The organism is Methanocorpusculum vombati (genome assembly GCF_026891935.1).
Lineage (GTDB): Archaea > Halobacteriota > Methanomicrobia > Methanomicrobiales > Methanocorpusculaceae > Methanocorpusculum > Methanocorpusculum vombati.
On record NZ_JAPTGC010000003.1, the window covers coordinates 147,173 to 165,545 of the forward strand.

Consider the following 18,373-nt stretch of genomic DNA (forward strand, 5'->3'; position numbering starts at 1 on the left):
AGGTTGGGAGGGGGGCAGGTTATGCCGGGGTCAGGAAGTGGAGGAATACGGGTTGTTTGTGATATTCCCTCGTGAATTGGTATGTGTTCTGGATGTCGTATGCTTTGATCCAGAAATTGAACATTTCGTCTGGGTTTTTGAATCCTTCGAGTTCGTAGTATTCCTCAATTGCTTTTTTGAGGGTGGTTTTGACTACGGATAGAATTTTGAAAGTATATTCTTGTCCGCTTGTGCCGGAGATTGTGAAGGTGTCGCCGCACTCGCCGTGTTTGCTGCGGCGGGTCGTGCAGATTTTTTCACCTGCGATCATGGCGCGGGACATTTGGGGCTGGAAGTCGAGAGTGATTTCAGTCATGTATTTTTTTCCCGTGAGTATAATTTTCAAAGTCAACTGCCCAAAAGGAGTTTCTACGGTTTGCCCAACGGGCGAGACGTATTGTTTCCGGCGTTTTGCGATATTGCATCACAAAGGCGTTTGTTCCTAAACGTTTGAGAAGGTTGCAGCGATATATGTCTTCGGCTATGGTTGTATCAAATCCAACAAGTACGTAGAAATCAACATTACGCCTGATGTTGATTCCTGCGTCAACGAGGATGGATAATCCGGTTTCTACTGCCTGTTCGTAGGATAATGAATCAAAGGCGAAATGTAGCGTTGCTGCCCATTTTATGCGTGCGAGTTGTTCGGCGATTTCCGGAGTGATCAGGCGGATGTCCATACCCTGCGTGATGTTGAGTTTGATGTTGTGATCTATTGCCCAATCGGTCTGATCAAAAAACCAATCTTTTTTCGCGAGGATGTTGTTGTCGAGCAATACGGCGGTTTTGTGATCTGGATGGTGAAAGTCGCTGATATTCATCCATTTTTCCAATTTTCCCTCTTTTTCTGGGACGATGCAGAACGGACATTTTCGAATGCACCCGCGTGTAGTGAATCCGAGATCATACGGTGAGTTATACAGCGAGTAATCAGGCATGATTTTTTGTGCGGGGTTTGGTATTGTTGAGTGTAGATCAAATCCTGAACCTCCCTGTATGATGTCTGCCTGCGGGTAGAGTGTTGCTATCCCTACTGCTTGTGATTTGTTTTTTGAGAAGATCGTTGATATATATACTTTATCAGGGTTTTGTACATCAAATCCCACGATATCCCCACGTTGTTTATGATAGGCAGATATCTGCATCAATGCAAGATTGGGAATTGTTGAATCAACATCAACAAGTCGGATTTTCATGCCGCTGTGCCTCCATAGACATACTGCCGGTTGTTGACTTTTACAAATCCGGCGCGGCGGATTGCCGCAGATATGCGGACGCGGGTAAGGCACGGGTTTCTGCCGAACTTTGCGGGCATAATACCGAGTTCTCGGTATATGTCGGTTATTCTGATGTGCGGTGTTTTTTTTGCGGCGGCGAGTGCGGCGGATACGATGAGGTCGTCGGTGATGGTCATTATTCCCACCTCGTGTAAATAATGCCTAAACTCTCGAAGTTCTCACAGAATTTTGAGAATATATCTTGTTTGCGTGTGAGCAGTACAACCGCTGAGGGGAAACGTCCGGTTTGTTTGGTGTTTCCTGTTGTCGGGGATATGAAGGATATACGGCCTTTTACGGCACACCATGCGGGCGCATAGTCCGCCAATTTATGCCAATAGGTTGTTTCTGTTTTTGCGGGGATCAGTAGGATTGCGTTGGTTACATCCCGGTTGCGGAAGTGATAGATCATTTTGTCGATCCATTCCGGCAATTCTTCACCGTAAGGGGGGTTGAGAAAGATGTTTTCTGCGTTCCAGTTGTGGGCGAGGCCGTTGTCTGCGAGGCAGTAGTAGTTGCGGGCGGCTACGTTTGGTGATCCTATGGTGTTACAGCAGGGATCAAGGTCGGGCGTGCCGATTGTGGCGTAAACAGCGTCTAAAAGGTGTTTTGGGGTGTACCATTCCACATTTTCTTGTATTATCAGCGGGTCGCCGTTTATGTCGGTTTGCGTCATGGGCATACCTCCAAGTCGTGATCGGCTGCGTAGAGGTCGAGGGCCTCCTGCGCTTCTGCGGGCGTGTCAAACACCCTCATGTTGAGAGGGGGGAAACGGTAACAGAAGTCAGGGCGTGCGCTCTCTTCTTCGATGATGATATACTTCTTGTTGTGTCCTTCTTGTACGCGGACACGGTTTTTTTCGCGGCTGAGATATTCGGTCATGGTTACGATTGCCTGATGTCGAGTATGTGGCGGCTGGGGGATTTGATGAGTAGAAAAATCTGGTTCATGAGTGCTATACAGTGATCCCGCGTCCCTTCGGCGAGTATCCAAACTTCGGTGTCGGAGATGTCTCCCGCCTGCAATACGTAACAGTTGCGGTCTGTGTGATATCTGACGCCGATGGTTGCGGCGTGTGCGAGGTTGAAGAGGACGCTGGATATCTCGCCGGTTTCTGAGTTTGTGCATTCGATACAGAGATATTTCATGCCGCTGCCCCCCTGACAAGGATCAGTTTTCCTTCCCGCTCTTTTTGCCGGATGCGTGCGGCGTGGTTCGGGAACTCGTCTTTGTACCGGAGGTACGTACTTTCCGGCAGGAGGTAGGGATCGCCTGTTGTGCCGCTGCCGTGCAGGGTCATTTCCACTCACTACCGCGCGGGGTGCTGTGGTTTTCGCCGCATTGTCCGCAGGAATTGCCGGTGCGGGTGACTGTTCCGGGCACGAACTGCCAAGGTTTTGTTCCGGTTTTTGTCAGTTCTGTGGTACGGGTGGGGACGGGTTTTACAAAAGGGCCGGGTGTGGTGTCCGGGGCGAGGATAAACCAGTCTTCGGTTATGAGATCGGTCTGACTGGCGATCCACGGGACGAGCTGATCGTCTGCGGTCTTGATGTAGATGTAGGGCAGCGTCATTTTGTTGTGTGCGTCCGGGCACTGCATTGCAAGATACATCCCTTTGCCGTTCCAACCGGTACGGGTTACGCGGAATCCTGCTTTGAGGGCGACAAGCGCGGTGGAAAAACTACGGAGGTACGGATCGAGTGCTAATTCCTGCATATCAGATCATCCTCCTAAGGGCGACTTCTGTGGCGGCCTGCCTGCCGTCGGCGTCGATGATTTCTTCTGTTTTGGGTGTGAATACTGTTGTGCCTGCTTCCTGATACTGTTTGGTCGCGGTAATGGTGCAGGCGTTCTTTTCTGCGTCGATGATGTAACGGCTCATTCTTTATCCTCCTCGGTTCCGGGTGTCCAAGGGATGAGTGTCATACGGTGATCCCCGCTTCGAGTGCTTTTGTAATCAGGATACGTGCAGTCATTGCGGTACTGATGCCGCGTTGTTTGGCGAGTGTCTCAACCTGCGATGCCTGCGGATACGGTACGCGGACGCCAATTCTGAGAGCATTCGTCATACGGTGATCCCCGCTTCAAGTGCTTTTTCTACAAGTCTGCGTATAACGGAGGACGCAGAGCAATTCTTTTTTTCCGCAATTTCGACAATTAATCGCGCGGTTTTCTCGGTAAAGCGAGTATTAATACCGATGCTACAGGGTTCGTTTCCGATTGGCGGCCTTTTACGTCCGAAGTCTGGAGAGATGTCGCTGAGTGTTTTGATACCAGTTGGTGTCATACTATAGACATTAGTAAGACATCTATTTATATCTAACCAAATGATACCAAATGGTGCCTAATGTGTTAATATGGGTAAAGTTGGCAATATTGGATTATGTCACCCGAACAAAACCATGAGAGGAAATTTACTTGCCGATTGCCCGGGGAACTGATGGAGGAAATTGACAAATATTTAGAGGGTACAGGAATGCCCTTAATTGAGTTCATTCGCCGCGCTTGTCGTGAAAAGTTGAATCGTGAAGCAGGCGGGGCGGCTGAGGGTGTGCTCTCCAAAGAAGAGATCGAACAGCTGATCGATCAAAAAGTAAGAGAGATTTTTAAGGGGGGAGTGTGATGACTAATGCCGAAAGGGGATCGGAAAATTATTTTCCGCGAGGAGTTGTTGATAACAGAAGAGAACGTCAAACCACCGGTAAAAGAAATGTAGCAGTATGTCTTGGGTGTCTTAGAGCGTTGTATGAGAAAAATCGATGTGCTGTTGAAGATGATAAAAATGGGGTGTGGCGGGAATGTCATATCATCCCGGTTAAAGACGGTGGAGACAACACGTTAGAAAACTGTGGCATTCTTTGCATGAAATGTTATGCTGTTTTTTCAGATGAATCAAATGAAATTGACACGATTGAGAAATTAAGAGATTATAATAGGAAGGATTTCGAGAAGAGACTGAGGAAGGGAGTAATACCTCCAGAGATACCTCCGGGGAGTAAAAAGCCAATGCAGAAGTAGAATGTTAGAGGGGAAAAGTGAGGGAAGGTTTTTTTTCCCTCTTTCTGCGGTCAGTATTTTTTGTGAATATCGCCGATTGTTCCGAACGAGACGATATTCACTTCCTTTTTTTCCTTATCGATCTCATAAATTGCCGAGTAGGATCGCCCGATGTGTATGCGGTATCGGTTCTTGTATCCTTTCAGTTTTTCCTTATCCCCGCCGGTTCCGGGATAGGGGTTGATGGCAAGAAGGCTGAGAGTAGCAGAACATTGCAGATATTCCTCGTCGGAAAGATCGTTTAATGCCTTATCTGCTTTTTGATGAAGAAAGAGCTCAAACATTCCCTTTGCCTTTTGCTGCGGCGCGTCTTTCCATACTTTCACCCAGACTGATCCGGCATTCGGGATGTTCCTTCATCTCACGAGAACGCCGGTCAAGTTCTTCCTCGGTGATGTCGTCAATACACGGGATTGCCGCGCGTTGTTTCTTCTCCTCAAGCGCACTTACCGAGGCTGCAACTACATCCCCATATGTCTCATTCCCTTCGCGGAGGGCAACAATCCGCCGGTGAACATCGGCGGAGACGGTGACGGATTTTTTCTCCCTGTGCTCAATCGCCTGCATAGTAAATAATGCGGCGGATAGCATAAAAGAGTTTTTGGCAGGGGAAAAAAGGAGCGGATTATTTCCGCCGGTTTTGTTCAGGCAGTTGTCCGGTCTGCATTTTGACGCGGAGGACGCGGCGGATTTCTGCAATCAGTTCTTTTCTTGTCCATGTCATTTTCTTTGACATAGAAAGAAATAATTTTAAGGTTACGACTATCATTTTAATAAATTATAAATGTTTTTGTTATTCTCCTGCCTTTATGAACTCACGCATTGCCTCTATCTCCGCTCGCATCTTCATCATTTCGGCGGCAAGACTTGCGGTCGTGGCCTGCTGCTCGCGGAGTACATGAGCTGACTCTCCTTTCAGAATCGCATACTCCTCCGGTGCGAGGATAAATAAATGCGGCTCTGCGGCCTGATACGCTGATCTCAGTTGATCGGCTGCATAGCGTCGATAACTGCGGGAAAGTCCCTCATCGTGTCCGATCAGCTCGTTTACCACATTGATCGGGACGTACAGTTTCATTGTACTTTCGCACCATTTACGGAAACTGTGAAAACTGATCGTTGTCCGGCTGCTTTCCGTGTTCACCTCGTAGAGATTTGCCGCCTCGATTGCCCGCAGAAACTTTCTTCGTAGTGTATCATACGAAAAGGGAAAGATCAGATCATCATCCGCCTTCTTAGCAAGGCGTTTTAGGCAATACTGCGTTTTTAACATGGCGCGGTCAATATATGCATCCCGTACCTTCAACCACTCTGACAGGGACTTTTCCGCCTCTGATGAATAAAAATATGTGTGTGCTTTCCCGGCCTTCATCCTGTTTCGGGGGATGTGGATCGCGTTCGGCGCCCCGGGGCGGATGTCGGAAAACCGTGTGTTGAGAAGCTCATTGATCCGCATCCCGGACGAAGCAAGGATCAGGATCACCGTCTGCAAAAGAGTATCGGAGTGTGATAGAATGGATCGGATATTATCACGCGAAATTACCCGATCCTCGTGAACAGGGATAGCACGGGGGAGAATATTAGAAATAATGGCGGATTCCGCGGGACTGAAAACAATTCTGTTCCACCTTAACCAGTGAATTAGTGCATTAACCCTGTTTTTTATCGTGTTTGGCGTGAAATCAGTATACTTCACCAGATACACACAATAATCCCGCACCTGATCGAAATGATCCGTAGTCTCCCTAAGATACTGGATCGACACCCGATCAAGTTCTTCGCGGGTCTTTTGTACCGGGTTCAGATATTGAAAGAAGACGGCAAGACCATACAACGCGGCTTTTCGTGTATTGTCTGTTCTTTTAGTCTCGATATACTCGGAGACGGAATAATACGTATCCCCCATATATCAAGATAGATTTGATGAAAATATCACGTTGTCGCCTGCGTGACAATCATGGTTATGTTTCTTGATGTTGCTGGTATTTGTAACTGTTGTTGCGGAAAAAAATTATTCGAGGTATCCGGAGATTTCTCCGAGTATTTCGTCCATCAGCTGTTTTGCTTCGGCAGGGTCTTTGGATTCGGTGTACACCCGGACGAGCGGTTCCGTGCCGGAGGGCCGGATGAGTGCCCATGCCCCGCCGCGGGTGATGCGGATACCGTCGCGGGCGTCGATGGGGCAGTCGTTGAAGTATTCTTTCATGTGGGCGGTGATCTCTGCGGCACGGCTGGTCTTGCGTTTTTCCTGATACATGGTGAAGACGGGAAGTTCTGCGATGAGGGCGGAGAGCGGGACTGCCCGTTCGGCAACGAGGCTGAGCATGGTTGCGGCACTCATGCCGCCGTCACGGCAGAACTGATGTGCGGGATAGATGATACCGCCGTTTCCTTCACCACCGATAATGACCGGTTTTCCTTCTTTCATGAGGTTGCGCATGGTACGTGCGGCATAGATGCTGCCGACTACCGTATAGCTGGTGGTGCAGCCGTGACTGGCGGCGACCGCTTCCACAAGTCCTGAGGTACTGACCGGAGTTACGACGACACCTCCGGGATGCTTGCGGCAGAAGTAGGAGGTGACAAGACCGAGCGTGATGTTGCCGTCCATGAACCGTCCCTGTTCGTCAACGAAGATGGCGCGGTCTGCGTCGCCGTCATGGGCGACGCCGAACGCGGCACGGGTTTCGATGACTTTTGCGGAGAGGGGTGCGAGTCCTTCGGCGGTGGGTTCGGGCAGGCGTCCGGGGAAGGTTCCGTCGAAGGGTTCGTTGATAACGTGGACGGTTGCGCCGAGCCGCCGGAGGATTTCCGGGGGGGTTGCGGATGCAGGTCCGTTTCCGGGGGCGACGACGACGGTGAGACCGCGGCCGCAGTCTTTGGGGAACTGTGCAACGATTGCACTGATATAGAGTTCACGGGCTTCCGGTTCGGATGCTGCGCTGCCGAGTTTGTTCCAGGGGGCGGTGACAAACTTCTGGTGAATCATGGTCTGCTCAAGCTGAATGGTTCGTTCGTCACCCATTTCAGTGCCGTCTGCTTCGATGATTTTGATGCCGTTGTACTCGGGCGGGTTATGGGATGCGGTTATCATGACACCGCCGTCGAGGTGGTGGTCGAGTACGAGGTACTGGAGGCAGGGGGTGGGGACAATGTCGAAGTCGATGACGTTGCAGCCGCAGGAAAGGAGACCGGCACGGACGGCGGCGGCGAGGGCGGGGCCGGAGGTGCGGGTGTCACGGCCGAGACCGACGGTTTTTCCGGGGCCGAGCATGGTTGCGAATGCTTCTGCTATTTCCAGGGCGAGTTTCGGCGTCATGTCGATGCCGGTTACGCCGCGGACACCGTTGGTGCCGAAGTACTGTTTTTCAAGTTTTGTGAGTTCCATAACCAATGTTTCCGTGAAAGTAGTATTGGCGGGACGGGTGATTATAAATGTCGATAAAAGAGGATGGGGTTTATTCGTCGTCGTCGCTGTCTTCTTCATCGCCGTCGTCTTCGGTCCCGGATCCTTTGCGGGTGTTGAGGAGGACGTTTGCGGACTCGCCGAGTTTTCGCATGATCTCGGTGATTTTGTCTTCGATGTCGAGTTCGTCGTCGATGGCAAGTGAGGTTCCTTCGATCTCTAAGAGGAAACGGGCGATCTCGCTGGATTCAAAGAGGATGTCGTCGAGTTCATCGAGGGTGAAGAATCCGCACATGGCTCCGTAGAAGAAGGTGGCGCCGGATTTTCTGACCTTTCGTTTGAATGCGTTCCGCGCCTGGTTGACGGCCTGCGGGCTGTAGGGTTCTTCCATGAAGGGGACGAGTTCGGGGAGGTGCTGGCCGATGAAGGTCATCTCTGCGCCGTAGGGGGTTTTGAAGTCGGAACAGAGCCGGGCGATTGCCCATTCACGGGCGGTGATGTAGGTGCGTTTGCGCAGGAATACGTTGACTTTGCGGTAGGTTGCGCCGTCAACTTTTTTGAATTTCTGGTATTTGTTGATCTCTTCAGTCCGGTCGTCTTCGTCAGGAGTCAGCGGGTACGGGTCAGAGTCCATTGTGTTTGTATTGGGAGTTTATTGGTATTGAGGGTTTGGGGGGATGATTTCTGTCCAGATTTTTGTATAGCATCATGTGGTTTATTCCATGTGTTCGTACGGTTTTTCTCCTGTAGGGTTGCGGGCAAAAAACATTTCCGCCGTTTGGGGCAAAGCCCAAAACGGGTTAGGCACGCGGATGGGATGCGAAAAAAATCATCCCTTCCGATCACACATATCAGCATAAAAAAATTCTTTGGCTTTGTTCCAAACGTCTAAACCCGGTTAAGCGTGTCCAATCGAAGGAGGATTGGATTCTTCGGGATACGGGTATCTTTTGGTTGTGCTGAGGAACCAAAGCCCTGCTTTCCTCCCCCAAAAATGTTACAGCCCGCGTTCCGACAAAATCTTTGTAAATTTTTTCTCCGATAAAATCTCGTTTGTAACAAACTCTCCGTCATAAAACAGGCTGTAGGTGGTGGACGGTGCCGGAGCGTTCTGTGCCTCGGCAGCCGAGGTAAAGAGAACCGATCGGAACGCAACGTTCCGTTCCCGTGCGATCTTTTCGATCAGCGGCACATATTTTGCTGTGAACGGACACTGATGACTGTAGTACAGCACAAAGCCCTGTTCCTCCGTATGCGACTGTTTTGCCTGCGCCGCAAACTGCGGTTTTGGCGCGGACGCATCGAACGGCAGATAATACAGTACGTAATACGGGTTGGCGGTGTCTGCCGCTGAAAACCCTGCATGCCGGAGAAATTTCGGGTCTGCGAGGAAGGGCCGTTTCTTATCGCTTGCGAGTATCACCAGGCCGCGTTTTCCTTTCTCTTTGCTGTCCGCAATACATGCTGTCAGCAGTTGGGTTGCGTAGCCGTGGCCTGCGTACTGCCCGGCGACCCACAGGCAGTTGATGTACATATAGCCGTCTGCGGTAACCGGTGCCCAGGCATACTCCGCCGGAATATACTCGATAAAACATTTTCCGCGAACGTTTCCTTTCAGAAACACCAGCCCTTCATCCAGCCGGTCAGAAAGCCAGCGCTTCTTTGCCGCAACCTGGCAGTCGGTATTGTTTGAAATCGCGCAGCAGATGTGTTCAGCTGCCAGATTCTCTTTTGTTAGTCTCAGAAGATCCATATGCGCATCAGAGTATCAGCCTCAGTACGGCATAACTCTGCCGAACCCGGCTTGAAACCTCCCGAAAAACCGACCTTCATAGACGGCGTTTGAGCCGACTTCTCCGGGGTGCCGGGGTAATTCATCCTACCTGCGATCATGGTCTGCAAACTCTCGGTTTTTTCATGATCTCATGTCCCTTCCCGAAACGTGTCACGGATGGGTGTCTCCTTCTGCGGGCTGATACTTCATTCTCATAAATCCCGTCGTTTAGAGGTATTTTCTGATTTAAACTCGTTATATTGGGTTTTACCAACCCTCCAAAACCCCCAAAATATTGCGCATAATGTCTATTATGCGCAAACCTTATCTCCCCTGACCGCAAACAACCTGATCACGTGAATGTGTATGGCCCCGCCGAAACGAACCTTCCAGATCTGGATACCCCGCTACCTCAGCAGCATCGAGACAAAAAACTACTCGGAAAATACCATTGAAGCATACGGCAGAATCCTCAAACTCTTTGCCCGGTACAAAACCTATCTTGCCGAACACGATGGGGATACTCCGGAGAATACCGGGCTCCTTGCCGGTCTTAGTATGGGCGCGGATGTGGATGCGGATGCCTATGAGATCAGTGATTTTTTCACCATGATCCGCAATGAGCGCCATCTTAAACCGGCAAGTCTGCATCAGTACGACTCCGCTCTCAGCTCCTTTTACCGGCATCTGATTGCCCAGAATGTGGTTGAGGCAAACCCAATGAACCGTGTTGAACGGCCAAAGATCAAAGACCGCGAACTCAAGTATCTCCGGCATAAAGAGGTCATGGCCTTCATTGCATCTCTGGAACATCCGCGTGACGCCCTTCTCATCAGAACCATTTATGCGACCGGTATGCGTGTCTCCGAGCTCTGCGGTCTCTGTGCTGAACACATCAGTTTCGAGGAACAGACCATCCGCGTCCGGGGAAAAGGCGGAAAAATCCGCATCGTCTTCTGTGATCCGGACACGCTTTCCATGATACGGGAGCATCTCGACGGCCGGACCGAAGGTCCGGTCTTTCTCGGCAACCGGGGGCATGCCATCTCGCCCCGGACAGTGCAGCATATCTTCAATCTCTATGCCCCGCCGGGCATTACGCCGCATAAAATCCGGCACAGTTATGCAAGTGAGCTCTACAAACGCTCACACAATCTCCGGGTTGTGCAGGAAAATCTCGGCCATAACTCCATTCAGACCACGGAAATTTACATCCATACTGATCTTGACGAACGCAGAAGAGCGTATCAGGAGTACTTCCCGCTGGCAGCCGGCGGGGAGTGATCTCTTCTTTTTTCAGTCGAACCTCCTCTTTCATACATGGAATAAACCAAATGATGCTATATGATATTTTGATCCCGATCAGAAAGGAGATATCCGGTCACCGCAATACACAACAGCATGGAATTCTCTTCAGTGCTTCTTACCGCTGCGGAGCTCATGGCAGTTTCTGCCCGGACTGCTCCTAAGTCCAAAGGTTCTGATGTGATTGAGATCGCCATTCTCGGTCCCGATCAGCTCGAATCGCTTGCTGTGGAAATGGAGGAGATCTCAGCTTTGACCGGTATGAAATTCTATCTGCGTGATGCCGGAAACATCCGGCAGAGCGGGGCATGTCTGCTGATTGGTGCGGATGGCATGTCCACCCTCGGTCTCAACTGCGGTGCGTGCGGTCATGCGACCTGTGCCGAGATGAAGGCCTCTGTGGATATTGCTCCTGTGGATTCCCTCTACAAAGGCCCGGTCTGTGCTCTCCGGTCAACCGATCTCGGGATTGCGGTCGGGTCTGCGGTGAAGACGGCGTCTACGCTGAATATTGACAACCGGGTTATGTTCTCCGCCGGGACTGCGGCTCTGGCTCTCGGTCTTCTGCCGCATTCGACGATTGCGTTCGGGATTCCGTTGTCGGTCACGGGGAAAAGTCCGTATTTTGATCGGTGACTTCGTCTAAGAGAAAAAAGATGAGGGATGTTCATCTCATTTGAGATGCATCATCCTTACTGATCACTGTGTCATACAGCCCAATCTTTTCTTCGTATCTATGTCGGATAATTCCAGAGTAGGAGAGACTTGTATCCTCATATCGTTTGAATTTGTACACTGCATCGTTCATTAATGCACTATTAAAGAGATCCAGACTTACCAGAAGTTCAAAATCCGGGATGGTTAATCCGGTCACTTTTTTAAAAAGGTCAGGCTCGATCTGTGAGATAACATCACGCAATGCCAGTTCCCGGTAGTCTGTCAGATACATGAATACCGGAATCCGTGTGGCAAATTTGATAAGTTTTTCTTGAATCTGTTTTCGTAAATTCTTGATTTCCCTCTCTTCTTCCGTGAGTTCCTTCTTGGTTTTTTCAGATTTCTCCATGTTGTTTGCTTCTTGTTTTGCTTTTTTGAGGCTTTCAGATTTGTTAATGATCGTTTCAATATCTGTGTTGAGGCTTCTGAATCCTTCAATACTCATTAGGGCCGCCAATGCTGCTTCATTGTGAAGAAGGCGTTCCAACGTGGTATTGTCTACATTGACCAGGAGGGCACTTTCCCATCTTCGTGCAAGGAGTGTGGCTGTTGTTCCGCTCATTGCTAAATCGAGAACTCCTCCTGCATCAATTTCTTTCATGGGGCTTCCATCATAAGCGTAGATGGGGAGGAAATGGATAAATTCGGCGACTTTTTTCTCCGGATTCGATTCATCGATGTTGAGGCGGCAGCTGTAGTCTGCGATCTGGCGGAATGCTCGTTCCGGTGCAAAGTCGAAGACATAGCATTCTTGTTTGAGAATTTCCTGTTTGTTTGGGAACATGCCGTCGGGATTGTAAATTACCCAGGGAGATTGGACCCGAAATGCTGCTTGGAAGTAGGTTTCCGGGCTGGAAAGATTACGCAGCATGAAGATGCCTGTCCAGGGTTTAATTGTTATTCCAGTTGTGAGTTTTCCGCAGGTGAGTGTTATCGTTTTTGTTTCCAACGGATTTTCCATGGATTTTCTGACAGGTGAAAGGGCTTTTACACCAATGCCTGCTTTGGTTCCTGCTGCAACGTTGATGGTGTAATCATGATAAAATCTGTTGTGACGCTGTTTTAGAAGATTTCTCATTGCATAACAGGAGGAAACTGAGGGAAGAAACCAGATGGTGTGCGTTAGGATGTTGAGAAAACGTACATCTGCATAGGGTAATGGGGGTTTTTGAGAGCCGAGTTTGAGGTTATCTATGGTTGAGGGAAGATACTCTCCCCGAATGAGGTCTAGCCATTTCTGGACTTCGTCTTCATAGATGAAGCGTGCGGTATCTTCTTCTCCTTCTGTTGAAAAGAATACGTTTAGGTCAAACTCGTTGAATTCTCCCTGTAGTGCGATTTTGCGGATTTCTTCAGGTAATTGATAGGTCATTAAGACCATTTTCGGAAGTGCTGCATAGGGATTGTCGGCGCCGTTCCATTCTTCTTTTGCTTTTTGTTCATCCGAATATGTCCAGTTGTAAATCTGTTCTTCGATGAACTCTCCATTAGTTAATGCCCGAAACGGGGTTCCGGAGAGATAGAGGTAGTAATGTGTTTTGATGGGGAGGAGTTCTTCATCGAAGTAGTCCACTCCTTCACCAATCGCATACTTTTCTTCTCCTTTACTTTCGGATGCAAACAGATCCTGTGCTGTTTCCCGCCATGCTCCATAGTGGTATTCATCGAGGATGACCAGGTCCCATTCGATGGTGTGTACCCATGCATTTTTTGGTTTTATGCCGCCAAGTTCATTTTTCCCAAGATAATCCTGGAATGATCCAAAACATACTAGGGGTTTGTCTTTGTCCGCTTCTTCATAGGTTAGATCGGTTCGGGAGATGAACTGCCATCCGGCGAAATCAACATGTCGCAGAAGGTCATCTTTCCATGCGGATTGGACTGCGGGTTTGAAGGTGAGTACGAGAACACGGGTGAATTTCATGCGTTGTGCAAGCTGGTAGGCAGTGAATGTTTTGCCAAACCGCATTTTGGCATTCCATAAAAATTTGGGAGTCTTATCGGGATTTTCCAGTTTATACTCTGTATAATACTGGATGGTTTTTTGAATTGCCAGTTCCTGTTCCGGGCGCAGGGGGAAGTTGAGGTCACGGGTGGTTTCAAATTCTTTTCCTTCTTTTATGGCTAACCATGCACTGCGAACCTGTTTGACTTCACATTTGAACCATTCACTGTCTTTGTATCGGGATATTCCCTGTACGGTTTTAAGATGGTGATGGACATCGTAATCCATGAATGTTGATCCGTCATTGCGGATTGCGGGCTCTTCAAAGACAATGGTGTAGGGATGTTCTTCCGGTCTGTTGATGGGGTATTGCTGGGAGACACGTTTCCTCACGTCCACTGTGGTGTAGCCGATTTTCAGCCATCCGGGATATTTGCTGTCACTGTACGCATAGATGGAGGGATTCCGTTCCGGTCGGATGGGAAAGGTCGCATTCGCCATTGTTATGCAGTCTCCATGGGTTTAATCATCGATTCAATGAAAGCAATTTCTTCTTCTGTTAATCCATATTTGATATAGAGTTCTTCATCAGTCCAAGGTTTTGAGAAGTCTTGTTGTGGAACAAACTTGTAAACTCCTCTTGCTGCATTTTGGGAATTTTTCTTTTGTAAAACCAAAAATCTAAAGAATTTTGTTGAAATATATGATATTACATTTTCACATTCTGATTCATTTGAAAATGGACCAATAACTAGATAACTTTCGTTACATACAGTATTAGGAGCACCATAAAACGGTTTGGGTAAAATGGGGTGGGGGAAAGTATCACTGCCACTTCCTGCTTTTGCAATGTACACTTTATGCCAAGAAATCATTTCTTTCCCTCGGCATATCATATCTAGGGGGACATATGCTGTGGTTCCTCGTATCTCTCTATTGTTGCCACTGACGTATATTTTCAAATCACTTTCGCTTTTCTTTTCCTTATTGCCCTTAAATGTATTTGTCAGGCCAAATGGCAATCTGCTACTTATGATTTGTTCCATTGATGGTGATTTTACCTTATTTACTTTGTGCAGAATTCCAATCGCTTCGTTATATCGGATAAAGGTGTCACAATCTGGTTCAAGCAATGGTCTCTCCACAGGTCCGGAAACAACTCCTTCATTATGGGAATAAACTTTACACAAACCCCTATTTTCTCTATCCCAAAGGAAGTAAGAAATGCCTCCTTTAATTTGGACACCACTGAAACAGTCAGTAGCTTCAGGGTAGTCATGAAGTACTCGAATGCGATCATCATGGAGCATTTCATCACGGAATTCGTCCAATCCTTTTCCCCCAGTAAACCATCTTGAAGGAATAATCATTGTTAAATAACGAGGCTTCAGCTTTTTTGCTTGTTGTACAAATAACTGATAGATTGGTTTTGCACTCGCTCCATTTCCTCCACCATCGATTAATTGATATGGGGGATTACTCACGATCACGTCAAACTTCATTTGAAAGATTTCCTCTGGTGTTTTTGTGTGGATAAACTGATAGGCATATGATTCAAGCTCCTCTCCTCTCTCATACATCTTCTTGGGCGCTCCACAGAAGATGCATTTACCATTTTTCCACGTATGTTCTGTTCTCTCCAGTTTGATATTCCCGTCCTCTCCCTCAAAACAGGTACAGATGGAATACTGTCCGTTTGCAATCTTGGAACAGTACAGTGAACGGCGGGAGATCAATGCCGTCAGTTCGGTAATGGCAATGCCAAATATCTGATTTTTACAGATGTGGTTAACCCGTTCCTGTAAATCCGGAATCTCCTCTTCCAGTCCCACAAGCAGACGTGCCGCAATCTCACGGAGAAACACTCCGGTTTTTGTTGCCGGATCTAAAAATGTGGTCGTTTTATCATGCCAGATTTCTTCAGGGAGCAGATCGAGAATCTGATTTGCCAGTTTCGGTGGTGTGAATATCTCGTCATTGCTCAGGTTTGCAATACATGTTAGAACATCCGGGTTGTAACTTTTCACGGCTGTGCTCTCTTCACTCATAGGTGACCACTCCGGCAAAATCGGTCAGTGGAAACTCGGCAACGGGTGCAGGAATAAACGCCTGGCTTTCCCTATCATACTTGGCTTTCTCTGCAAAACAGGCAAGAGAGGTTTGTTTATTGTGCCCTGCCAAAATTTCATCGAATGCAAAGTCACGCCGTTTCACCTGCGTATCTGAAACAATTGCCCACTCTGAAAATACAATCGGCTCTCCGGCATTTGTTTTCAGTGTTAGCGCATCACCGCAGAGAATATTCTTCTGTAAAAGAAACCTGATCGCATCTCTGAATGTTTCCTGACAATTCTCCCCAAACAATTTGGAATACTCACAATCAAACCTCTCAAAAAGCCGTGCACGGCATTCCATAACATTATCCTCCAGAATGTCTATCCCATAGAGGCTGGATACTGCGATGAAAGCATACTTCTCATAATCACTTTGATTTTTCCGGTACCTTCTCAGGACAACTTTCAGTTTCCGGCAGAGAATTTCAATCAGAAAATTTCCGGTACCACAGGCAGGCTCAAGAAACCGTGAATCAATTCTTTCCGTCTCCTGAAGAACTAAATCCAGCATGGCATTCACCTCCCGCTCTGAGGTGAATACCTCTCCATGCTGCTCAACGCGACTCCGTGATCTGATCTGTCCGTCTGCTATCATTGATCGCCCCTCTCCTTTTGTATTTTATTTTATTTCTATTAATGATAATATCTTTCACCGTCATTTTTCTAGTTTTTAAACATGGCTATTTTAAACATTTTATGTTGTTTTTATTTCATTGAATTTTATTATATTTGTAATTATTTTGTTATTTTACACAGAATAATTATCAAGTTACGACACATACCTTAGAAATGACAAAAGACCTCAAAAAGGAAAAACCCAAAGGAACAAGCATACGTCTTCCCAATGATATCCTTTCCAAAGTAGAACAAATTCAACTACGGGAACGCACTGATCGAACGAGTGTCATCGTAAAAGCTGTTGAATACTGGGTGAGCGTCGACGGCAAAGCAACCTCTGACGGCGAATTTTTACAACGTCTGGATCAGATGGACACACGTATTGTAGAACTCACCTCTCTGGTGAAAGACTCTGAGGCTGAAATCATCCAGCTTCGTCAGACCATTGAAGACCTGAAAACACTCTCCATGAAACAAAACACCACCATTGACTTTCTCGTCGAAAAAATTCTTAACCGGAAATAACCTAACGTATCGTGTCCCTCTCCTTCCTTATTCTAAAAATAAAAAAATATCTCCAGTCCTCTTTTTCACTCCGCGTAATGACTCTGCATGAAAATACCACTGCTCCCACCCAACCCGAAACCATTATAATACCTCACGCATCACCTAACCTCGGTATAACCTATGACCATCATGAAGATTCGGGGTGGAGATCTCGATCTCGTCGAGTATGAGTTCAGCTCATTTTACCCGGGCGAATGCCTGCACACCGCAGACATCACCCTCGCCCATGAACCCTGCCCGACAGGAGACACCATAATAGCCCGTGCCCCCGCACGCATCCACCTCTCCGTACTTGACATGAACCGGTTCAGCCCCGGCACCCCCGGCGGCGGCGGACTCGGCTTTGCCATCCAGATCTACTGCGAAGCAGCCGTCTCCTGCACAGACCGTGACATCATCATCGACTCGCCCCGCAAACTTCTTATCGAACACCTCGCCGCCGCCTTCAAAGCAGTCACCGGCTACACCGGCGGCTTTCGCATCAAAGCCGAAGACCACGGCCGCGAACACGTAGGCCTCGGCTCAACCTGCACCATTGCAACCGCCGTCGTCACCGCCATGAACGAAGCAACCGGCTGCCCCTTAAGCGCCGAAGACGTTCGTATGGTCATCGGCCACAACTACGTCGAAGAAACCGACGAAGAAGGCAAAGTCGCATTCGGCTTCGAAACCGGCGTAGGATCCGCCGCCAGCATCTTCGGCGGCATGACCTTCGTCGGCGACCGGCTTACCCGCATCTACAGCCACCCCTTCGCCGAAGGAAAAAACGTCTTCATCGTCATCCCCAGAATTCACGCCGAAGACGACAACGCCGGCCTCGAAGAGTTCACCCTCCTCATGAACCGCGCCCGAACCCTCGACTACCGCGACCGTGAACTCAAAGCCTACCTCCTCATGATGGACATGATCCCCTCCCTCGCCCGGGGCAACCTCAAACGCATGGGCGACACCATGTGGGAGATCGAATTCCGCGGCTCAAAACGTGCCGAAGTCCAGCATCACACCTTCATCCTCTACAGCCACATGAACGCCCTGCGGCATGCAGGCCTCGAGTTCGTGGCCATGAGCTCGGTCGGCCCCTCCATCTGCATCGTCACCGAAAAATCGGCTGCCGAAGTGCAGCCGGTTCTTGCCCCGCTGGGTCTTGAAATCGCCGTCGAAACAAAAGTGGACAACACCGGAATCGTTGTCACCCGGACCTGATTTCCATGGCGTTCCTCTCCGCATGCAAACAGATGCTCCCGTATCTGGCCGTCTGCGGAGCCGCCTTTTACGGCCTTCCCCTTCTTGGGGAAGACACCGGCTATTTTATTGTCCTTCTCCTTATCATCCTGCCGCTGCTCTGCCTTACCGCCGGAATACTCTACGGCTACTTCTCCGGATTTCATCCGGCCTTGCCGCTGTTCGTAACCCTGCTCTTTCTGCCGACCGTATATCTCTACTACAACACCACCGCTCTCGCCTACGCATGTGCATTTCTCTTCATCACCTTCGTCGGCAACGGCGCCGGATGGTTTGCCGGACAATCGCGGCATTAATCATTTCCAAAAACCA

26 protein-coding genes are annotated in these 18,373 nt (G+C 48.8%); 7 read left to right on the plus strand and 19 right to left on the minus strand.

The features are described 5' to 3' along the window. Positions 1–19: 19 nt before the first annotated feature. The 10 genes from O0S09_RS03240 to O0S09_RS03285 are packed head-to-tail and all read right to left on the minus strand — an operon-like array spanning position 20 to position 3,385. Positions 20–355, minus strand: a complete 336-nt coding sequence (locus O0S09_RS03240) for an ASCH domain-containing protein (protein ID WP_268922497.1) — start codon at positions 353–355, stop codon at positions 20–22. Beyond that, positions 348–1,235, minus strand: coding sequence for a radical SAM protein (locus O0S09_RS03245; protein WP_268922498.1), 888 nt, complete (start codon positions 1,233–1,235; stop codon positions 348–350). The genes O0S09_RS03240 and O0S09_RS03245 overlap by 8 nt, the downstream gene beginning before the upstream one ends. Further along, positions 1,232–1,453, minus strand: coding sequence for a hypothetical protein (locus tag O0S09_RS03250; protein ID WP_268922499.1), 222 nt, complete (start codon positions 1,451–1,453; stop codon positions 1,232–1,234). Before O0S09_RS03250 ends, O0S09_RS03245 begins: the two co-directional genes overlap by 4 nt. After that, positions 1,453–1,992 carry a DNA N-6-adenine-methyltransferase gene (locus tag O0S09_RS03255; RefSeq protein WP_268922500.1) on the minus strand — a complete coding sequence of 180 codons (540 nt, stop codon included), beginning with the start codon at positions 1,990–1,992 and terminating at the stop codon, positions 1,453–1,455. Before O0S09_RS03255 ends, O0S09_RS03250 begins: the two co-directional genes overlap by 1 nt. Then, complete coding sequence (locus O0S09_RS03260; RefSeq protein ID WP_268922501.1) at positions 1,989–2,198, minus strand: hypothetical protein; 210 nt, start codon at positions 2,196–2,198, stop codon at positions 1,989–1,991. The genes O0S09_RS03255 and O0S09_RS03260 overlap by 4 nt, the downstream gene beginning before the upstream one ends. 2 nt (positions 2,199–2,200) lie before the next feature. Then, positions 2,201–2,464 carry a hypothetical protein gene (locus O0S09_RS03265; protein WP_268922502.1) on the minus strand — a complete coding sequence of 88 codons (264 nt, stop codon included), beginning with the start codon at positions 2,462–2,464 and terminating at the stop codon, positions 2,201–2,203. Further along, entirely contained in the window at positions 2,461–2,616 is a 156-nt protein-coding gene (locus O0S09_RS03270; RefSeq protein WP_268922503.1) for a hypothetical protein, read from the minus strand. Before O0S09_RS03270 ends, O0S09_RS03265 begins: the two co-directional genes overlap by 4 nt. After that, entirely contained in the window at positions 2,613–3,032 is a 420-nt protein-coding gene (locus O0S09_RS03275) for a DUF2829 domain-containing protein (protein WP_268922504.1), read from the minus strand. Before O0S09_RS03275 ends, O0S09_RS03270 begins: the two co-directional genes overlap by 4 nt. A 1-nt stretch (position 3,033) precedes the next feature. Beyond that, positions 3,034–3,198, minus strand: a complete 165-nt coding sequence (locus O0S09_RS03280; protein ID WP_268922505.1) for a hypothetical protein — start codon at positions 3,196–3,198, stop codon at positions 3,034–3,036. Between the two features lie 40 nt (positions 3,199–3,238). Further along, positions 3,239–3,385 carry a hypothetical protein gene (locus O0S09_RS03285; RefSeq protein ID WP_268922506.1) on the minus strand — a complete coding sequence of 49 codons (147 nt, stop codon included), beginning with the start codon at positions 3,383–3,385 and terminating at the stop codon, positions 3,239–3,241. A 314-nt stretch (positions 3,386–3,699) separates the two neighbouring features. On the opposite strand from O0S09_RS03285, the gene O0S09_RS03290 reads away from it, so the two are divergent. Together O0S09_RS03290 and O0S09_RS03295 are read left to right on the plus strand one after the other, a co-directional pair. Further along, positions 3,700–3,939, plus strand: coding sequence for a ribbon-helix-helix domain-containing protein (locus tag O0S09_RS03290; protein WP_268922507.1), 240 nt, complete (start codon positions 3,700–3,702; stop codon positions 3,937–3,939). Further along, on the plus strand, positions 3,939–4,334 hold the full coding sequence (locus O0S09_RS03295; protein ID WP_268922508.1) for an HNH endonuclease signature motif containing protein: 396 nt from the start codon (positions 3,939–3,941) through the stop codon (positions 4,332–4,334). Before O0S09_RS03290 ends, O0S09_RS03295 begins: the two co-directional genes overlap by 1 nt. A 50-nt stretch (positions 4,335–4,384) precedes the next feature. On the opposite strand, the gene O0S09_RS03300 is transcribed toward O0S09_RS03295, so the two are convergent. From O0S09_RS03300 to O0S09_RS03325, 6 genes are all read right to left on the minus strand, one after another. Further along, positions 4,385–4,657: a type II toxin-antitoxin system RelE family toxin gene (locus tag O0S09_RS03300; protein WP_268922509.1), complete on the minus strand. Its 273-nt coding sequence runs from the start codon at positions 4,655–4,657 to the stop codon at positions 4,385–4,387. After that, positions 4,650–4,940: a hypothetical protein gene (locus O0S09_RS03305; protein WP_268922510.1), complete on the minus strand. Its 291-nt coding sequence runs from the start codon at positions 4,938–4,940 to the stop codon at positions 4,650–4,652. The genes O0S09_RS03300 and O0S09_RS03305 overlap by 8 nt, the downstream gene beginning before the upstream one ends. Positions 4,941–5,166: 226 nt before the next feature. Next, on the minus strand, positions 5,167–6,279 hold the full coding sequence (locus O0S09_RS03310; RefSeq protein ID WP_268922511.1) for a tyrosine-type recombinase/integrase: 1,113 nt from the start codon (positions 6,277–6,279) through the stop codon (positions 5,167–5,169). A 105-nt stretch (positions 6,280–6,384) separates the two neighbouring features. Further along, positions 6,385–7,761 (minus strand): phosphoglucosamine mutase, encoded by a 1,377-nt coding sequence (gene glmM, locus O0S09_RS03315; protein WP_268922512.1) that lies wholly within the window; start codon positions 7,759–7,761, stop codon positions 6,385–6,387. A 70-nt stretch (positions 7,762–7,831) separates the two neighbouring features. Then, a complete protein-coding gene (locus O0S09_RS03320; protein WP_268922513.1) occupies positions 7,832–8,413 on the minus strand; it encodes a DUF5806 family protein in 582 nt (193 codons plus the stop codon). 363 nt (positions 8,414–8,776) lie between these two features. Next, on the minus strand, positions 8,777–9,532 hold the full coding sequence (locus O0S09_RS03325) for a GNAT family N-acetyltransferase (protein ID WP_268922514.1): 756 nt from the start codon (positions 9,530–9,532) through the stop codon (positions 8,777–8,779). 387 nt (positions 9,533–9,919) lie between these two features. Between O0S09_RS03325 and xerA the strand changes: the two genes are divergently transcribed. Together xerA and O0S09_RS03335 are read left to right on the plus strand one after the other, a co-directional pair. Then, on the plus strand, positions 9,920–10,837 hold the full coding sequence (gene xerA / locus O0S09_RS03330) for a site-specific tyrosine recombinase/integron integrase (RefSeq protein ID WP_268922515.1): 918 nt from the start codon (positions 9,920–9,922) through the stop codon (positions 10,835–10,837). Between the two features lie 117 nt (positions 10,838–10,954). Continuing rightward, the gene (locus O0S09_RS03335; RefSeq protein WP_268922516.1) at positions 10,955–11,494 is read left to right on the plus strand and encodes a ferredoxin domain-containing protein; all 540 of its coding nucleotides are present in this window, start codon (positions 10,955–10,957) and stop codon (positions 11,492–11,494) included. 31 nt (positions 11,495–11,525) lie between these two features. Here O0S09_RS03335 and O0S09_RS03340 read toward each other — a convergent pair whose 3' ends face one another. Genes O0S09_RS03340 through O0S09_RS03350 form a run of 3 tightly spaced genes read right to left on the minus strand, consistent with a single transcriptional unit; the run spans position 11,526 to position 16,154 of the window. Continuing rightward, positions 11,526–14,021 (minus strand): GIY-YIG nuclease family protein, encoded by a 2,496-nt coding sequence (locus O0S09_RS03340; protein WP_268922517.1) that lies wholly within the window; start codon positions 14,019–14,021, stop codon positions 11,526–11,528. Positions 14,022–14,023: 2 nt separating this feature from the next. Next, positions 14,024–15,568: an Eco57I restriction-modification methylase domain-containing protein gene (locus O0S09_RS03345; protein ID WP_268922518.1), complete on the minus strand. Its 1,545-nt coding sequence runs from the start codon at positions 15,566–15,568 to the stop codon at positions 14,024–14,026. After that, a complete protein-coding gene (locus tag O0S09_RS03350) occupies positions 15,561–16,154 on the minus strand; it encodes a hypothetical protein (protein WP_268922519.1) in 594 nt (197 codons plus the stop codon). Before O0S09_RS03350 ends, O0S09_RS03345 begins: the two co-directional genes overlap by 8 nt. A 269-nt stretch (positions 16,155–16,423) precedes the next feature. Between O0S09_RS03350 and O0S09_RS03355 the strand changes: the two genes are divergently transcribed. From O0S09_RS03355 to O0S09_RS03365, 3 genes are all read left to right on the plus strand, one after another. Further along, entirely contained in the window at positions 16,424–16,777 is a 354-nt protein-coding gene (locus O0S09_RS03355; RefSeq protein WP_268922520.1) for a hypothetical protein, read from the plus strand. A gap of 162 nt (positions 16,778–16,939) precedes the next feature. After that, the gene (locus O0S09_RS03360; protein ID WP_268922521.1) at positions 16,940–18,022 is read left to right on the plus strand and encodes a GHMP family kinase ATP-binding protein; all 1,083 of its coding nucleotides are present in this window, start codon (positions 16,940–16,942) and stop codon (positions 18,020–18,022) included. A gap of 32 nt (positions 18,023–18,054) precedes the next feature. Next, positions 18,055–18,357 carry a hypothetical protein gene (locus O0S09_RS03365; RefSeq protein ID WP_268922522.1) on the plus strand — a complete coding sequence of 101 codons (303 nt, stop codon included), beginning with the start codon at positions 18,055–18,057 and terminating at the stop codon, positions 18,355–18,357. Positions 18,358–18,373: the final 16 nt, after the last annotated feature.

What these genes read in the sequence shown, in the direction of transcription:
- O0S09_RS03250 (WP_268922499.1), bottom strand. Translation starts at nt 1,453, where the DNA reads ATGACCATCACCGACGACCTCATCGTATCCGCCGCACTCGCCGCCGCA.
- O0S09_RS03295 (WP_268922508.1), top strand. Translation starts at nt 3,939, where the DNA reads ATGACTAATGCCGAAAGGGGATCGGAAAATTATTTTCCGCGAGGAGTT.
- O0S09_RS03285 (WP_268922506.1), bottom strand. Translation starts at nt 3,385, where the DNA reads ATGACGAATGCTCTCAGAATTGGCGTCCGCGTACCGTATCCGCAGGCA.
- O0S09_RS03275 (WP_268922504.1), bottom strand. Translation starts at nt 3,032, where the DNA reads ATGCAGGAATTAGCACTCGATCCGTACCTCCGTAGTTTTTCCACCGCG.
- O0S09_RS03300 (WP_268922509.1), bottom strand. Translation starts at nt 4,657, where the DNA reads ATGTTTGAGCTCTTTCTTCATCAAAAAGCAGATAAGGCATTAAACGAT.
- O0S09_RS03265 (WP_268922502.1), bottom strand. Translation starts at nt 2,464, where the DNA reads ATGAAATATCTCTGTATCGAATGCACAAACTCAGAAACCGGCGAGATA.
- O0S09_RS03310 (WP_268922511.1), bottom strand. Translation starts at nt 6,279, where the DNA reads ATGGGGGATACGTATTATTCCGTCTCCGAGTATATCGAGACTAAAAGA.
- O0S09_RS03320 (WP_268922513.1), bottom strand. Translation starts at nt 8,413, where the DNA reads ATGGACTCTGACCCGTACCCGCTGACTCCTGACGAAGACGACCGGACT.
- xerA (WP_268922515.1), top strand. Translation starts at nt 9,920, where the DNA reads ATGGCCCCGCCGAAACGAACCTTCCAGATCTGGATACCCCGCTACCTC.
- O0S09_RS03240 (WP_268922497.1), bottom strand. Translation starts at nt 355, where the DNA reads ATGACTGAAATCACTCTCGACTTCCAGCCCCAAATGTCCCGCGCCATG.
- glmM (WP_268922512.1), bottom strand. Translation starts at nt 7,761, where the DNA reads ATGGAACTCACAAAACTTGAAAAACAGTACTTCGGCACCAACGGTGTC.
- O0S09_RS03360 (WP_268922521.1), top strand. Translation starts at nt 16,940, where the DNA reads ATGACCATCATGAAGATTCGGGGTGGAGATCTCGATCTCGTCGAGTAT.
- O0S09_RS03255 (WP_268922500.1), bottom strand. Translation starts at nt 1,992, where the DNA reads ATGACGCAAACCGACATAAACGGCGACCCGCTGATAATACAAGAAAAT.
- O0S09_RS03340 (WP_268922517.1), bottom strand. Translation starts at nt 14,021, where the DNA reads ATGGCGAATGCGACCTTTCCCATCCGACCGGAACGGAATCCCTCCATC.
- O0S09_RS03365 (WP_268922522.1), top strand. Translation starts at nt 18,055, where the DNA reads ATGCTCCCGTATCTGGCCGTCTGCGGAGCCGCCTTTTACGGCCTTCCC.
- O0S09_RS03280 (WP_268922505.1), bottom strand. Translation starts at nt 3,198, where the DNA reads ATGAGCCGTTACATCATCGACGCAGAAAAGAACGCCTGCACCATTACC.
- O0S09_RS03355 (WP_268922520.1), top strand. Translation starts at nt 16,424, where the DNA reads ATGACAAAAGACCTCAAAAAGGAAAAACCCAAAGGAACAAGCATACGT.
- O0S09_RS03260 (WP_268922501.1), bottom strand. Translation starts at nt 2,198, where the DNA reads ATGACCGAATATCTCAGCCGCGAAAAAAACCGTGTCCGCGTACAAGAA.
- O0S09_RS03305 (WP_268922510.1), bottom strand. Translation starts at nt 4,940, where the DNA reads ATGCAGGCGATTGAGCACAGGGAGAAAAAATCCGTCACCGTCTCCGCC.
- O0S09_RS03245 (WP_268922498.1), bottom strand. Translation starts at nt 1,235, where the DNA reads ATGAAAATCCGACTTGTTGATGTTGATTCAACAATTCCCAATCTTGCA.
- O0S09_RS03270 (WP_268922503.1), bottom strand. Translation starts at nt 2,616, where the DNA reads ATGACCCTGCACGGCAGCGGCACAACAGGCGATCCCTACCTCCTGCCG.
- O0S09_RS03335 (WP_268922516.1), top strand. Translation starts at nt 10,955, where the DNA reads ATGGAATTCTCTTCAGTGCTTCTTACCGCTGCGGAGCTCATGGCAGTT.
- O0S09_RS03290 (WP_268922507.1), top strand. Translation starts at nt 3,700, where the DNA reads ATGTCACCCGAACAAAACCATGAGAGGAAATTTACTTGCCGATTGCCC.
- O0S09_RS03325 (WP_268922514.1), bottom strand. Translation starts at nt 9,532, where the DNA reads ATGGATCTTCTGAGACTAACAAAAGAGAATCTGGCAGCTGAACACATC.
- O0S09_RS03345 (WP_268922518.1), bottom strand. Translation starts at nt 15,568, where the DNA reads ATGAGTGAAGAGAGCACAGCCGTGAAAAGTTACAACCCGGATGTTCTA.